The 14080-nt window shown below is 69.2% G+C and carries 11 protein-coding genes and 1 pseudogene; 7 read left to right on the top strand and 5 right to left on the bottom strand.

Features of this window, described 5'->3' with window-relative positions:
- Nucleotides 1-64: 64 nt before the first annotated feature.
- A complete protein-coding gene (locus OZ403_RS34710) occupies nt 65-2302 on the top strand; it encodes a fused MFS/spermidine synthase (protein ID WP_268782766.1) in 2238 nt (745 codons plus the stop codon).
- Nucleotide 2303: 1 nt separating this feature from the next.
- Here OZ403_RS34710 and OZ403_RS34705 read toward each other — a convergent pair whose 3' ends face one another.
- Both OZ403_RS34705 and OZ403_RS34700 read right to left on the bottom strand, forming a co-directional pair.
- The gene (locus tag OZ403_RS34705) at nt 2304-3074 is read right to left on the bottom strand and encodes a YoaK family protein (protein ID WP_237077718.1); all 771 of its coding nucleotides are present in this window, start codon (nt 3072-3074) and stop codon (nt 2304-2306) included.
- A gap of 46 nt (nt 3075-3120) precedes the next feature.
- On the bottom strand, nt 3121-3471 hold the full coding sequence (locus tag OZ403_RS34700; protein ID WP_140795489.1) for a histidine triad nucleotide-binding protein: 351 nt from the start codon (nt 3469-3471) through the stop codon (nt 3121-3123).
- 192 nt (nt 3472-3663) lie between these two features.
- Between OZ403_RS34700 and hprK the strand changes: the two genes are divergently transcribed.
- From hprK to OZ403_RS34680, 4 genes are all read left to right on the top strand, one after another.
- Nucleotides 3664-4629, top strand: coding sequence for an HPr(Ser) kinase/phosphatase (gene hprK / locus OZ403_RS34695; protein WP_140795488.1), 966 nt, complete (start codon nt 3664-3666; stop codon nt 4627-4629).
- Between the two features lie 35 nt (nt 4630-4664).
- Nucleotides 4665-5489 (top strand): RNase adapter RapZ, encoded by an 825-nt coding sequence (gene rapZ, locus OZ403_RS34690; protein WP_237078477.1) that lies wholly within the window; start codon nt 4665-4667, stop codon nt 5487-5489.
- A gap of 124 nt (nt 5490-5613) precedes the next feature.
- Complete coding sequence (locus OZ403_RS34685) at nt 5614-6219, top strand: hypothetical protein (protein ID WP_268782765.1); 606 nt, start codon at nt 5614-5616, stop codon at nt 6217-6219.
- A 101-nt stretch (nt 6220-6320) separates the two neighbouring features.
- Nucleotides 6321-6998: a hypothetical protein gene (locus tag OZ403_RS34680; RefSeq protein ID WP_328285482.1), complete on the top strand. Its 678-nt coding sequence runs from the start codon at nt 6321-6323 to the stop codon at nt 6996-6998.
- A 21-nt stretch (nt 6999-7019) separates the two neighbouring features.
- Here the strand turns inward: OZ403_RS34680 and OZ403_RS34675 are convergent, their stop codons facing one another.
- Nucleotides 7020-8021: a hypothetical protein gene (locus tag OZ403_RS34675; protein ID WP_140857347.1), complete on the bottom strand. Its 1002-nt coding sequence runs from the start codon at nt 8019-8021 to the stop codon at nt 7020-7022.
- Nucleotides 8022-8137: 116 nt separating this feature from the next.
- Here OZ403_RS34675 and OZ403_RS34670 point away from each other — a divergent pair.
- Together OZ403_RS34670 and OZ403_RS39545 are read left to right on the top strand one after the other, a co-directional pair.
- Nucleotides 8138-9124, top strand: a pseudogene (locus tag OZ403_RS34670) (serine/threonine-protein kinase); the annotation flags it as partial.
- 21 nt (nt 9125-9145) lie between these two features.
- Nucleotides 9146-10927, top strand: a complete 1782-nt coding sequence (locus tag OZ403_RS39545; protein ID WP_328285557.1) for a tetratricopeptide repeat protein — start codon at nt 9146-9148, stop codon at nt 10925-10927.
- A 16-nt stretch (nt 10928-10943) separates the two neighbouring features.
- Here OZ403_RS39545 and OZ403_RS34660 read toward each other — a convergent pair whose 3' ends face one another.
- Together OZ403_RS34660 and OZ403_RS34655 are read right to left on the bottom strand one after the other, a co-directional pair.
- A complete protein-coding gene (locus tag OZ403_RS34660; RefSeq protein ID WP_140795484.1) occupies nt 10944-12350 on the bottom strand; it encodes a fibronectin type III domain-containing protein in 1407 nt (468 codons plus the stop codon).
- Nucleotides 12351-12707: 357 nt separating this feature from the next.
- Nucleotides 12708-14072: a hypothetical protein gene (locus tag OZ403_RS34655; protein ID WP_268782763.1), complete on the bottom strand. Its 1365-nt coding sequence runs from the start codon at nt 14070-14072 to the stop codon at nt 12708-12710.
- Between the last annotated feature and the right edge of the window lie 8 nt (nt 14073-14080).

The following is a 14080-nucleotide window of genomic DNA, read 5'->3' as shown; positions in this document are numbered from 1 at the left end:
CTTCGCCCCCCGGACGCCGGGCAGTTGACCGGACGTGCCGGGCGGGAAAGCCTGGACCGCCAACATGTCCCGCTACGCCATCGCCATCTTCGCCAGTGCGTTCCTCCTGTTCGGCGTGCAACCCCTGGTGGGGCGCTATTCATTGCCGTGGTACGGCGGAACGCCCGGCGTGTGGACGGCGTGCATGTTGTTCTTCCAGGCAGTGTTGCTGGGGGGCTACGCGTACGCGCACGGGCTCGCCTCGCGGCTGGCACCTCGCACGCAGGCCCGCGTCCACCTGGGCCTTCTGGTGGTGGCGGTGCTGCTGCTGGGCGCTCGCGCGTTGCTGGCGGGCTCGCCGGTGGCGCCCGGGCCTGAATGGCGTCCGGAGGGCACCGCGCTGGCCGTGCCCCGGCTGTTGGCGATGCTGGCGGTGACCATCGGCCTGCCTTTCTTCGTGCTGAGCACCACCGGCCCGCTGCTCCAGTCGTGGTTCGCCCGCGCGCGGCCGGGCCGCTCGCCCTATCCGCTGTATGCGCTGTCCAACGCGGGCTCGCTGCTGGCGCTGCTCGGCTATCCCTTCCTGGTGGAGCCGTGGGTGGGGCGCGGCGCCCAGGCGTGGGGCTGGGGCGTGGGCTTCATCTTCTTCGCCGTGGCCTGCGCGGTGTGCGCGCTGGACGTGATGAAGCAGCCGGACACTGCGCCCGTCGCCACGGCCGCGCCCGTGACGGCCACGCCGCTGACGGACGGCCCCGGGGCGGAGGCCGGTGCCGAGGTGGCACGCCCCACCATGCGCGCCACGATGACGTGGCTCGGCCTGAGTACCTGCGCGTCGGTGCTGCTGCTGGCGACGACGAACCAGCTCTCCCAGGACGTGGCGGCCGGCCCCTTCCTCTGGGTGCTGCCCCTGGCCGTCTACCTGCTGACCTTCATCCTCGCCTTCTCCCGCGAGTCCTTCTATTCGCGCACCGTCTACGCGGTGCTGCTCATCGCCTCGGGCGCAGGGGTGGCGCACGCGCAGACGCAGGGGCCGCAGTCGTCGCTCGCGCTCCAACTGGCCGCGTACTCAGTGGCCCTCTTCGCGGGCGGCATGGTGTGCCACGGCGAGCTGTACCGGCTGCGTCCTCCGCCGCGCCACCTCAGCGCCTTCTACCTGTGGGTGTCCGCGGGCGGCGTGCTGGGCGGGCTGCTCATCAGCGTGCTGGCCCCCGCCGTCTTCAGCGCCTACTGGGAGTATCCCCTGTCGCTGGGCGCGTGCTGCGTCGTCGCGCTGGTGGGCATGGCGAAACAGGAGGGCGAAACGACGCGGACGCAGCGGCTGCAGCGCGTCCTGCGCGGCGCCATGCTGCTCCTGGTGGCCGGACACCTGACGTACACCATGGCCCGCGAGCAGGGCCGCGCGCGCTTCGCCTCACGCAACTTCTTCGGCGTGGTGCGGGTGATGGAGCAGGGCGTGGGCTCGCCGGAGGACCACCGCTTCACGCTCCTGCATGGCGCCATCACCCACGGGCTCCAGTACGTGACGCCCGAGCGCAGGAGTGTGCCCACGACGTATTACACGCCGGAGGCGGGCCTGGGACTGGCCATCGCCGAGCAGCGCCGGCTGCGCGAAGCCGTTGGGCTGCCCGCGGGACTGCGCGTGGGCGTGCTGGGACTGGGCGTGGGCACCAGCGCCGCGTTGCTCGAAGCGGAGGACACCGGGCGCTTCTACGAAATCGACCCCGCGGTCATCGCGCTGGCGCAAGGCGAGGGCGGCTACTTCTCTTATCTGGGAGACACGCCGGCGAAGGTGGAGCTCGTGGAGGGGGACGCGCGCATCTCCCTGGAGCGGGAGCTGGAGGCGGGCGGCGCGCAGGGCTTCGACGTGCTCGCGCTGGACACCTTCTCCTCGGACGCGGTGCCGGTGCACCTGCTCACCCAGGAGGCGGTGGCGCTCTACCGCGCGCACCTGGCGCCCCATGGCGTGCTGGCGCTGCACATCAGCAACGTCCACCTGGACCTGGTGCCGCTGACGCTGGCTCACGCGCGGGCCCTGGGGTTGCACGCGGCGCTGGTGGTCAACGAGACGCAAGGGGACGCGCTGCGCAGTAACTGGATGGTGCTGAGCGCGGACCGCGAGTTCTCCTGGGGCCCCACCTTCACCCGGGCCTCCGCGCGCGTGCGCCGGCTGGGCCTGCGGGAGGACCCCGACTTCACGTGGACGGACGAGAAGAGCAGCGTGCTGCACGTGCTCCGCCGCGGCAGGCCCTCGGCGAGCGTCAAGGACGTGGAGGCGTCCTCCGGCCCGCCCGGCCCCGCGTCCGCCCAGCCCGGGACGGAGTGACTCAGGCGCGCGGCATCGCCTGGGGGCCGGAGTCGGCGACGGCGCTCAGGTCGAGCGCCACCAGCACCACCAGCACCCCGCAGGGAATCGCCAGGGTGGCCGCGCCGAGCCGGGCGAAGAGCAGCGGCCCCAGCGTGCAGCCGCCCAGGAAGGCGGAACCGAGCCCCAGGTGCAGCCGCGTCCGCTCGAATTCAACAGCGGTGGGCAGCGCCCATAGGCGGCGTCGCAGGCCCGGCAAGCCCTGGCCCCGCGTTCCCTCGCGCAGCCAGGAACCCAGCCGCACCACCTGGATGCCGATGTCGGTGAGGATGCCGGTGACGTGCGTGGTGCGCACCACGGCGCCGGAGACGCGGGTGACGAGCGCGTTCTGGAGCCCCATGGCATAGGCCAGGCCCCACATGAGCGTCGGCTCGTGTGGACTGGGGTGGTACGACAGCCAGACGCCGATGCCGCCCAGCGTGAGCGCCTCCAGCAGCAGCGCGGAGGAGTGGCGGCCCCGGGGGCGCTCGCGCGAGGCCTCCAGCAGCACCGACGCGGACACGGCGCCCACCACGAAGGACAGCAGGAGCTGCGCGGCCAGCCAGGCCAGGGCCACGTTGCCCGAGGCAAGGGACTCTCCCAGCGTGGCCATGCTTCCGGACATGTGCGACGTGTGCAGGCCCAGCGCCACGAAGCCCGTGGTATTCACCAGGCCCGCCACGCCCGCGAGCAGCAGTGACAGCAGTGTGTAGGCTCGCCGGTTCCCGGGAGACGATTCCGATGAGAAGGGCATCGCGGTGCCCGAGGCTAACACCGGCCTCGGGCAGGGGCGCGCGGAACTAGCCCGGCGGCCAGCCCAGCGGGCGCCCGGCCAGCAGGTGCAGGTGGATGTGGAAGACCGTCTGGCCGGCGTGCACGTGGGTGTTCATCACCACCCGGTAGCCGTCGCTCGGGTCCGCGTGCCCGCGCTCCTGGGCCACCTTGGCGGCCGCGGTGAAGAGGTGGCCCACCAGCTCGCGGTCCTCCGCCGTGATGTCGTTCACGGTGGGGATGTGCTTGTGGGGGATGAAGAGCACGTGGGTGGGGGCCTGGGGATTGATGTCCTCGAAGGCCACGCACACGTCGTCGCGGTAGACCACCTTGGCGGGGATGAGCCCGTCGCGAATCTTGCAGAAGAGACAGTCGGACATGATTTCCGGCTTACCAGCGGCCGGAGCCCCACGGAATGGCTTCCGTGGCCTTCCGTTGCCTGTCGGAAGCCGCATTTTGCCTCCCGGTGGGGCGGCCGGGCCCCGGGTCTCCTACCTGGGCCCCTCTCGTTGAGGGCCCAAGGAACGCTGTCCCCCTCAAAGGGCCCCACCGGTGATATCCACGCCCTGACGATGAAATCCATCCGCATCTCCCAGCTCCTCGAGGACCGCGACTACGACTTGCGGCTCAATCTCGTTGCCGGCGGCGGCGGGCTGTCGCGCATCGTGGTGTCCTCGCGCATCCAGAAGCCGGGGCTGGCGCTTGCGGGCTTCACCGAGCACCTGCATCCGCACCGCGTCCAGGTGTTCGGGAACACGGAGATTTCGTACCTGGCCACGCTGCCGGAAGAGCGGCAGCGCGAGTCGCTGGCGCAGCTCTTCGGCGAGGAGGAGCTGGCGTGCGTGGTGGTGACCAAGGACCTGGACATTCCCCAGGCCCTCATCTCCGCGTGTGAAGGCGCGGGCCTGGCGCTGATGACGACGCCGCTGCTCTCCAGCGAGTTCATCATGCGAGTGCAGACCTTCCTGGAAGAGGCCCTCACCGAGTCCAGCAGCCTGCACGGGGTGTTGATGGACGTGTTCGGCGTGGGCATCTTGCTGCTGGGCAAGAGCGGCATCGGCAAGAGCGAGATTGCCCTGGACCTGGTGATGCGGGCCCACCGCCTGGTGGCGGACGACATCGTGGACGTCACCCGCCGCAAGGGGGCCGTCTACGGCGCTGGCAACCCGGTCATCAAGCACCACATGGAGATTCGCGGCCTGGGCATCATCAACATCAAGGACCTGTTCGGTGTGGCCGCCATCCGCGAACAGAAGAAAATCGAGCTGGTCATCGAGCTCCAGGAGTGGGACCCCCACCAGGAGTACGACCGGCTGGGCGTGGAGGACCGGCATCTCCAGATTGTGGGGGTGGACATCCCCCTGTCGGTGGTGCCTGTTCGTCCGGGCCGCAACATGGCGACCATCATCGAGGTCGCCGCGCGTAATCAGTTGCTAAAGCTACAGGGCCACCACTCGGCGAGAGAGTTCGCCGAGCGACTCAATCGGGCCATCGCCGAAGGGGCGATGCGCCGCACCCTGGGAGAAGAGGTCGAGTGACCGCCCCCGCGAAACAAATCGTCATCATCACCGGCATGTCCGGGTCCGGTAAGTCCACCGCCATCCGCGCGTTGGAGGATTCGGGCTTCTTCTGCATCGACAACCTGCCGGTGCTGCTCTTGCCCAAGCTCACGGAGCTGGCGGGGGGCGGCCACTTCGAGCGCATGGCGCTGGTGGTGGACGTCCGCGAAGGCGTCTTCCTCAAGGACGCGCCCCGCATCCTCGCCGAGGTCCGCCGCGCCGGGCACCAGGTGGAAGTGCTCTTCCTGGACTCCAGCGACGACAGCCTCATCCGCCGCTTCAGCGAGACGCGCCGCCGCCACCCGCTGGCGCCCAACGGCACCGTCGCCGAGGGCATCAAGGCGGAGCGCCAGGCGCTGCGTGACTTGCGCGAGCTGGCCGACCAGGTCATCGACTCGTCCACGCTGAACGTGCATGACTTGAAGCGCATGGTGCAGGCGCGCTTCAGCCCGGAGCCCGCCGCGGGCCCCAGCCTGTCCATCATGTCGTTCGGTTACCGCTACGGCGTGCCGCCCCAGGCGGACCTCGTCCTGGACGTGCGCTTCCTGCCCAATCCGTACTTCGTCCCGGAGCTGAAGGGGCTCACGGGCAAGGTGCCGAAGGTGGCGGCCTACGTGCTGGAGCGTGAGGAGACGCAGCAGTTCCTCGAGAAGGTCGTGGACCTCTGCCGCTTCCTCTTCCCCCGCTACCAGAAGGAGGGGAAGGCGTACCTCACCGTGGCCCTGGGCTGCACCGGGGGCAAGCACCGCTCCGTCGCCATCGCCGCGGAGCTCACCCGGCGCCTGACGGACGAAGACACCCGCGTCCAGCTCTGGGACCGGGACATCGAGAAGGAATAGCGCCGCCAAATTGCAATGCGGCTGCGTTGCGATTTGCTCCCGTTGAATGACAGACAGAATTTCTGTCGGGTTTTGGAGGGATGGGGTTGAATCCCCATCCCTCTTTCAACAAGGGAGTCCCCGCATGCGATTCATCAAGTCCGCTGTCTGGCTTTGTGCCGCTGCGTCATTCGCCGCCTGTAGCGCCCCCGAGGAGTCTCCGGAGCAGACCGGGCTGGCGCAGCAGGAAGCCGCGCTGACCACTGGCACCACGCAGGGCTGTACGTACTCCATCACCGCCGATTCGGTCCCCGGCACCGTTCCGCCGCGGTACAGCGTGTCGCTGTCGCGCGCGGCCTCCAGCACGTGCCCCTGGCCGGCGGCGAGCGTGACGCTGGACACGGGCTCCTATGCCTTTCCCGCCCGCGCGCTCCTGGCGAACAGCTACGGCCTGGCCGTGACGTACACGGGCAAGTACTCGCCCAGCGGCAGCTCGCCCACCTCCTGCAGCGTGCGGCAGATTGACCCGGAGACCCTGGCGGTGGTGCGCAGCTCGGGCGTCGCGGTGTGGCTGGGGTCGGGCAACATCTACAGCTGCAACCTGGACCAGACGGATGGCGGCGCGACGCTGGTCGTCTTCGGTACGAAGAATGGCCGCATCTACGGTGAGACGGGCAGCGGCAGCAACTACGTCGCCACCTACTACGACTTCTTCACCACCACCACGGCGCCTGTCTTCTACGCTTACTGAGTCATTGCGCGCTCGGTAGCGCGGGACCCAGGGTCGTGATGGCGCCAGGGATTGATGTTGCCAAGTTGCAATGCAGTTGTGTTGCAGTTTGCTCCAGTTGAATGCTGGACAAGGACTCTGTCAGCTTTTGGAGAGGTGGGGATGAGTCCCCATCCTCTCCGTACCGGAGTCCCGACATGCAAGTCTTCAAGTCCACCGTCTGGTGTTGTGCCGCCGTGTCCCTGGCCGCTTGTGGCGCCCCCGAGGAGGCCCCCGAGCAGAAGGCGCTGGCGCAGCAGGAGGCCGCGCTGGTCATCGGCACCACGCAGGGCTGCACGTACACCATCTCCTCCGTGCCGGTGCCCGGCTCCATGCCTCCGAGCCTGGACATCGTCGTGACGCGGGCGGCGTCCAGCACGTGCGCCCATGGCGCGGGCAGCGTGACGCTGGGAAGGTCCTACAACACCCCGTACCTCGCGCTCCTGGCCAACAGCTACGGCGTGGCCACGGCCTTCTCGTACAAGCCCACGCCCAGTGGCAGCTCGATGAATCGCTGTCAGGTGAACCACATCGACCCGGCGACGCTCGGCATGGTCCGCTCGCATGACATCGTCGTCATGTACGGAACGAACCATGTGAGCTCCTGCGCGCTGGACCAGACGGACGGCGGCGCGACGCTGGTGGCCTACGGGACGAAGGGTGGCCCGCTGCCGGGTGAGGTAGGCAACCGCCCCAACTACGTGGCCACATATTACAACTTCTTCACCAGCACCACGCCGCCTGTCTATTACACCTACTGAGACAGGTTCCGGGCGCGCGCCTCAGCTCGACTCGCCCAGGCTGAGGCGCTTGCTGCCCACGCCGTTCTTGTCCGCGAAGGACGCGGTGCGCTCACGGTTGAGCTGGGCCAGGGTGTCACGCTCCCTCTGTTCGCCCACGTCCGTGCGGTTCTCCAACGCGAAGATGCCGCCGCTGCCGTGGTGCTCCTTGCCGGCCTGGACGGCGCGCTCCAAGTCCCTGGCGGCCACCCAGTACTCGCCATTGACGGGGTCCTTCACGCGGAACAAGTCGTCCGACGTGTCGGCCGTCCCGTTGCTGTTGACGCCGTCGAGGGTGACCCAGTGGAGCTGGCCCGGCCCGTTGCGCCGCTGCTCGGGCGCGAGCGCGCCATTGAGGATGGCATTGGAGTCCACCAGCGCCAGGCCGAACTGACCGGCCTTCATCACCTTGCTCGTCGCCGCCGCGTCGAAGTCGGCGAAGCCGTCGGTGACTTCGATGCCCAGGCCCCCTAGCGCGGTCGCCATCTCCGTGGGCGTGGCGCCATCATCCAGGTTGACGTCCACCGGGGCGTGGACGGACCGGGCGCCGCTGACCTGCGACGCGCGCTCGCGGACGGACTCCCGCTCCTGCTTCTCGCACAGGTTGCCCTTCGTCACGCTGCGGCTCGCCCGGCTCAGGAAGGCCAGCGTCGCCTCGCCGCAGCCCGTGTCGGAGCGCTGCGCGATGACGGATGCGGTGGGCGCCCAGCCCTTGTCGGCCTGGGCCTGCGCCGCTTCATTCTCGGGTGCCAGGTCCCGCAGGTAGGGGAGTTCGCTGGTCCCCGTGCTGTCCGGCACCGACAGCCGCGGCACGCCCTTGGGCGCGGGCTTCGTGTCCTGGAAGGAGTCCCGCTCCGGGCGGGGCGCCGCGGGGGTCGGGCTGCTCACTGGCTTGGCGAGCGGGGCCTCCATGGGCGGCCGGACGTCCTTCAACACAGCCGGCTGGAAGGGGGTGGACAGGGCCTGACGCGCTGAGTTGAACACGGTGGTGACAGTCTTGGTCATGGCGGACCCTCCCGGACTTCCTTCGCCTGTTCGCATTATCGGCGGCATGTGTGTGTTGTTGCGCGTGAATCCTTCATGGGCGCAGGAGGTCGCTCGCTTCCCGGTACACTTGCGCCATGGCCAACACCGATGACCGGGGCTCGGGTGCTGATGATTCGCCAGAGCTGTCCACGCAGGTCGTGTCAGCGGATGAGCAGGGGGCGGTGCCGCGCAGCGTGCCGCATACGGCGGAGCCTCCCTCCGCGCGCGACGCGGCTGGGGATTGGCGCTCGCGGAGCCCGCTGGGCCAGCGGGTGGGGCGTTTCATTCCGTTGAAGCTGCTGGGGCAGGGCGGCATGGGCGCGGTGTTCGCGGCCTATGACCCGGACCTGGACCGCAAGGTGGCGCTCAAGTTGTTGAGCGTGGAGGCCCGCTCCGCGGACGAGGAGGGCGGGCGTGCCCGGCTGCTGCGCGAGGCGCAGGCCATGGCGCGTGTCTCCCATCCCAATGTCATTCCCATCTACGAGGTGGGCACCTGGGACGCGCAGGTCTTCTTCACCATGGAGTTGGTGGCCGGTGGCACGCTGGCGGACTGGCGACGGGAGAAGCCCCGTTCCTAGCGCGAGGTGCTGGAGAAGTACCTGCAAGCGGGACGAGGGTTGGAGGCCGCGCACGCGGCCGGGCTGGTGCACCGCGACTTCAAGCCCGCCAACGTGCTGGTGGGGCGTGACGGCCGCGTCTGCGTCACCGACTTCGGCCTGGCGCGCCCCGTGGACAACCTGCCCCTGGACGAACAGCCCACGCTGGCGCGCGTGCGCGCCGCCTCGGAGACGTCGCGCCCGCTGCATGACCCGCTCACCGAAACGGGCGTCGTCCTGGGCACGCCGCCGTTCATGTCCCCCGAACAGTTTCGCGGCGAGTCCCTGGACGCGCGCTCGGACCAGTTCAGCTTCTGCGCGGCGCTGTACCGGGCGCTCTACAACCAGCGTCCTTTTGACCCTGACGAGCTCTCGCGGGCCGCGAAGGCGCTGCGGTCCGCACCCGCGAAGGTGACGGCGCCGCTGGAGCGAGCCGGGCGGGAGCCCTCGCCCATCCACGAGCCGCCGAGCGACGCCCGCGTCCCCGCCTGGGTGCGGCGCGCGGTGATGCGAGGGTTGTCGCTGGCGCCGGAGGCGCGCTTCACCTCCATGGGGGCGCTGCTGGAGGCGCTGTCGCAAGAGCAGCAACGCGCACGGGCCCGCAAGGCGGGAGGCATGGCCGTGGCCACGGCGGCGCTGGTGGGCGCGGTGGGAGGCGGGCTGTGGTTCCAGTCCAACGTCTGCGCGGGCGCGGAGGGGTTATTGGGGGACAGCTGGGGGCCCGCGGCGAGGCAGCGGCTGTCCTCGGCCTTCGCGGCCACGGGCAGCCCGCTGGCGGGGGACATGGCGGGCCGGGTGGGGCAGGTGTTGGATGCCTATGCCAGCCGTTGGGCGCGGCAGCGCACCGACGCGTGCGAGGCCACGCGCCTGCACGAGGTGCAGCCGGAGGCGCTGTTCACCCAGCGCGTGGTGTGTCTGGAGCGGCGGCACAAGGACTTGCGCGCGCTGGTGGGCGCTCTGGCCCAGGTGGACAAGGCGGGCGTGGAGAAGGCGCTGGACGCGGCGTATGCGCTGCCCTCGCCCGAGGACTGCGCGGACGTGGAGGCCCTGGCGAGCCAGCAGCCCCGGCCCGCGGACCCGGCCATGCGCGCGGAGCTGGAGTCATTGGAAGGCGCGTTGTCGGAGGTGAAGGCGCTGGTGGACACCAGCCGCTATCCCCAGGCGCTGGCGGCGGCGAACGCGGTGGAGTCGCGGGTGCTGGCCGCGCGGTACGCGCCGCTGACGGCGGAGCTGCGCTTCCACCAGGGGTGGCTCCAGGCCGTGCTGGGGGAGAAGGAGAAGGGCGCGGGGCTGCTGGAGCAGGCCGTCTATGACGCCACGTCGGGACGGACGGACCGGCTGGAGGTCTCCATTCTCAACAAGTTGCTCTATGTGGAGGGGGAGCGCGAGCGCTTCGAGCACGCCTCGCAATGGGCACGTCTGGGCAAGGCGACCCTCCAGCGGCTGGGCGGGGACGCGGTGCTGCAAGGCGACCTGTTGGTGAACGAAGCCAACCTCGCGTTGATGCGCGGACAGACAGCAGACGCCCGGGCGTTGCTGGAGGAGGCCAACGACGTGCTGGCGGACGCGCTGGTGCCGGGTCATCCGAAGCGTGCGCGGGTGACGTTCTCACTGGGGCGGGTGCTGCTGGAGGTGGGGGCCTTCCCGGAGGCCGCGCGGGTGATGGAGGAGGCGCTGCGCCAGACGGAGGCGGCGGTGGGGCCTCGGCACCTGGACGTGGCCCGGCGTCACCAGGGCTTGTCCATGGCGCTGCGTGAGCAGCGGGAGTTCGCGCGGGCCTTGGCGCATGCCCGGGCCTCCGTGGCGCTGCACCGTGAGTTGCTGGGCGACAGTCACCTGAAGCTGGCTGAGGCGCTCGACGAAGAGGGCATGAGCCTGCTCGCGCTGGGGCGCAATGAAGACGCGCTGAAGGTCTACGAGGCGGCGCTGGCGGTGAAGCGCGCCCAGTTGGAGCCCGACGACGAGGACCTCCAGTACTCCTACGATGGCGTGGGGCAGGCCCTGCTGGGACTGGGGCGCACGCGCGAGGCCCTGGTTCCACTGCGCAAGGCGGTGGCCTTCACGGACGCGCAGGAGGACTCGCTGGGGGAGTCGGGCTTCGCGCTCGCGCGGGCGCTGTGGAAGGAAGGGCAGGGCGCGGAAGCGAGGACCGAGGCGGCGAAGGCGCGTGAGCGCTTCACGGCCGCGGGCCGGACGCTCCAGGCCGAAGCGGTGCGGGCCTGGTTGGAGGCGCTGCCTCCGGAGGCGAAGACGAAGCCCGCCCGTCCCCAGCAGCGGAGGCGCCGCTAGGGACGGGGGCTGTGGCTCACGGCGTGGTGAAGAAAGAGCTGACCGTGTCCGCCATGTGGAGGGGGAGCTTCTCGAAGATGGTGAAGGGCTCTCGCGTCACCTCCTGCTGGGGGCCGTCCATGGCCGTGACTCGCACCGTGTAGATGGCGTCGGGCGCCAGCGTTCCCACGGGGAGCCGTACCTCGGTGGCGGTGCCCGGCAGGTAGAAGAGGGTTTGGGTCACTGTGCTGGTGGTGGTGTAGCGCTGGAGGTTCACCCGATAGGCGGTGGGCGCGCCATTCGCGGGCGGCTGCCAGGTGATGATGGGGCTGGTGCTGCCCACCACGCGCTGGGACGTCGCGGGAATGCCGTCGATGGCCAGGCCGCGCGGCGGCGTCAGCGCGGGCACGATGGGGCTCGCCACCAGGTTTTCCAGGTAGTCCGACGTCAGGACCGAGCCACCGACGGAGCGCGTGGTGCTAGTGGTTCCCGGCAGGGTCTCCAGGATGCGGTACGAATAAGTCACTGTGCCCACCGGGCGCCACGACGACGGGTAGGGGTTTCCATACGGCAATCGGTCCGCGAGCGTGTACGAGGCGCCCGCGGGGAGCATGAAGTTGAAAAGCTCTCCCGAGTAGCCGACCCAGCCCGCCTGAGGGCCGTGGGCCGAAGGCTCGATGGAGAATGACGGCAAGCGCGGCGTGGCGGCGGGGTGGACTTCCGTGGTGAGTGAGGCGTAGTTGCCCAGGCGCCACTCGAAGGAGACATCCGACATGGGGACGTCCTGCAGGGCCCCGATGAGGACGAGCGGCGTCACTCCATCCGCGGTGAAGTTGAAGGCAGGCAGCTGCGTGCTGCGGATGACGGCGGATGCGGCCAGGCGTTCACCCGTCGGAAGAAGGTCTCCGAAGACGTTCGTGAGTTGATTCACGTACAGCCGGTCCCCCTTCGCCGCCTCGAATACGGGGAAGTTGCCCGAGATGCCGTAGGCAGACACATCATACGCATTCAGCTGCGTCTGGCCCTCGGTGACAAAGTCGTAGATGGCCACGTCCGCCGTGAGGTCGACCTGACCGGAGACGAGCTGCAGCCGGCTGCCATTGGCGAGCCCGTCTCCATGCTGCCAGGGGGCGAGGTTCGTGAGGTTCAGGTACAGGGGCGTGGTGAAGTGAGGGGTTGGGACGGCGTCCTGACGTCCCAGGAAGTTCCGGCCAATCTCCATGCGCCGCTCGTCGGAGACGACGTAGAAGTGGCCCGTCTTCAGGTAGTACTCCCCCTGGGGCACACCGGAAAAGCGGTAGCCCTCCGAGGAGGGCGCGCCGGTATAGCGCGTGAAGCCGGTCCGGGTACGGACGAGGAGCTCGGGAGGATTGGCGGACAGGTCCTTGCTCCGGACCGCGACGCCCACGGACGTGTAGAAGCGCTCGGTGTGGGTGATGACCACGTCGTCCGAGTCGGTATCGTCAACTTCGCGGGGTGTCTCGTCTTCGCCAGTGGGTTGCCCAGTCCAGCCTCCACCTTCGCCTGGGGTACCGTTGGGCCCCAGTGGCGCTGGATTGTCTTTGGGTTCGTTGATGACATCAGGCCCGCCGTCGGCACAGCCCGACAAGACAAGGCACATCGAGACACACGCCAGTCCAAGGCGATTCATGCGCATGAGTTCCCACGCTGGAAGGTGATGAGAGACAGCTGGCGCGGGAGTTTCGGGGAAGTCAGGTGATGTCTGCAACTCAACGCAAGGAGAGTCCATCTTTCCGCCAGGAGTTCAAATTGAAGTCCTGGCGGAAAGTGGACGTGCTCCTCAGGAGTCGTAGCCGTGGTTGCCCTTGAAGACGAGCACCTTGCCGCTGTCTGGATAGAACAGCACTGCCCAGGCCTCGTTGTCGTGGCAGTTGTGGCAGGGCACTTCGTACGTCGAAATCCATGCCTGCACTTCGCCGCCGCCGGCAAAGGCATCCACCGCGGCCAGCAGCTGGTCTCCGTCCCGCCAGGGATTGAAGAACAGCACCTGCCACAATTCGCTGCGATCGACGAAGCTGCCCGTGTCCGGGTACGGCAGCTGGGGGTTCAGCGCGGTGAGCTTCGCCATGACGGACTGAATCGTCTTGGGCTCGGTGGGGCACTCCGGGATGCTGTACGCGTCCACGGGCTCCAGGTGGTGCCAGCTCATGCCCGTGGACGTGGAGTTCCACTGGAGGCGCTCCGGCTCCAGGACCGAGGCGTCAATGGCCGTGAGCGCCAGGGGCGAGGTCGCTCCCCCCTCACAGACGCCCGCGTACATGCAGCGGGACACCTGCCGGTAGGTGCCACACTCGGAGAAGTCCTGCGTGCCCTGCGGGCGCGACGAAACGCACGCGTGCACCGAAGGCAGGCAGGGCTGGCTGGGCCAGACCTCGTAGGCGTCGCCAGACGTGAGCGCCAGTTCGGTGACGCGCGCGACCAGCCGGGCTGTCTTCTGCGCCGTACTGCCGCCGGTGAGCGCGGCGTTGAAGGTGAGCGGCACGGTATGCGGGTCGATGGCCTGGTAGACGGCCGGGTACTGCCAGTCGAGCAGGAACTGGTCCGCGCTCACTCGGGTGACCGTCGGGGTCCCGTCGGGCGCTGTCACCAGGAGCGAGTTCGCCGCCGCGCTGACGTGCCCCCGGTAGACGAGGACGTCGTCCCCATTGCGCACGTAGACGGGGTTGACCTCCGTCTCCACGTAGATGCCGCTGGCGCCGCGGAAGTCATAGAAGCGCGGGGCCACCACGATGCGCGCGGTGTACTGGTTCGGCGTGCCCGTGAAGGTATTGACGGTGATGAAGAGCGGCAGGCCAGAGAGTACGGTGTTCAGCTCGTGCCCCTCCTTCAGGACGACCTCGAAGCGGCGCTCGCTGATGATGGCCGCCGTGCCGAAGGCGTCGTCCGGGACGAAGCTGAACACGTGCTGCAGGTATCGGTTCGCGGTGGCGCGCAGGACGAGCGCGCGCTCCCCATCCCGCTCCTCGAAGGTGCCGAGCGTCTCGAAGCTCAGCTTGAGCGCGCCTTCGGACGCGTAGATGCGGGTGGGCGCCGTTGCCTCGGCGGTGACGACGCCTGTTTCGACCACCGGCTCGGGGAACGTGTCGGAGCAGCCGGGCGACGTGAATGCGGCAAGACAAGCGAGAGCAAGACTGCGGAGCTGCATGAGTATCC

The sequence above is a fragment of the Myxococcus sp. NMCA1 genome, assembly GCF_026810205.1.
Classification (GTDB): domain Bacteria; phylum Myxococcota; class Myxococcia; order Myxococcales; family Myxococcaceae; genus Myxococcus; species Myxococcus xanthus_A.
This window is presented reverse-complemented; position numbering and strand designations above follow the sequence as displayed.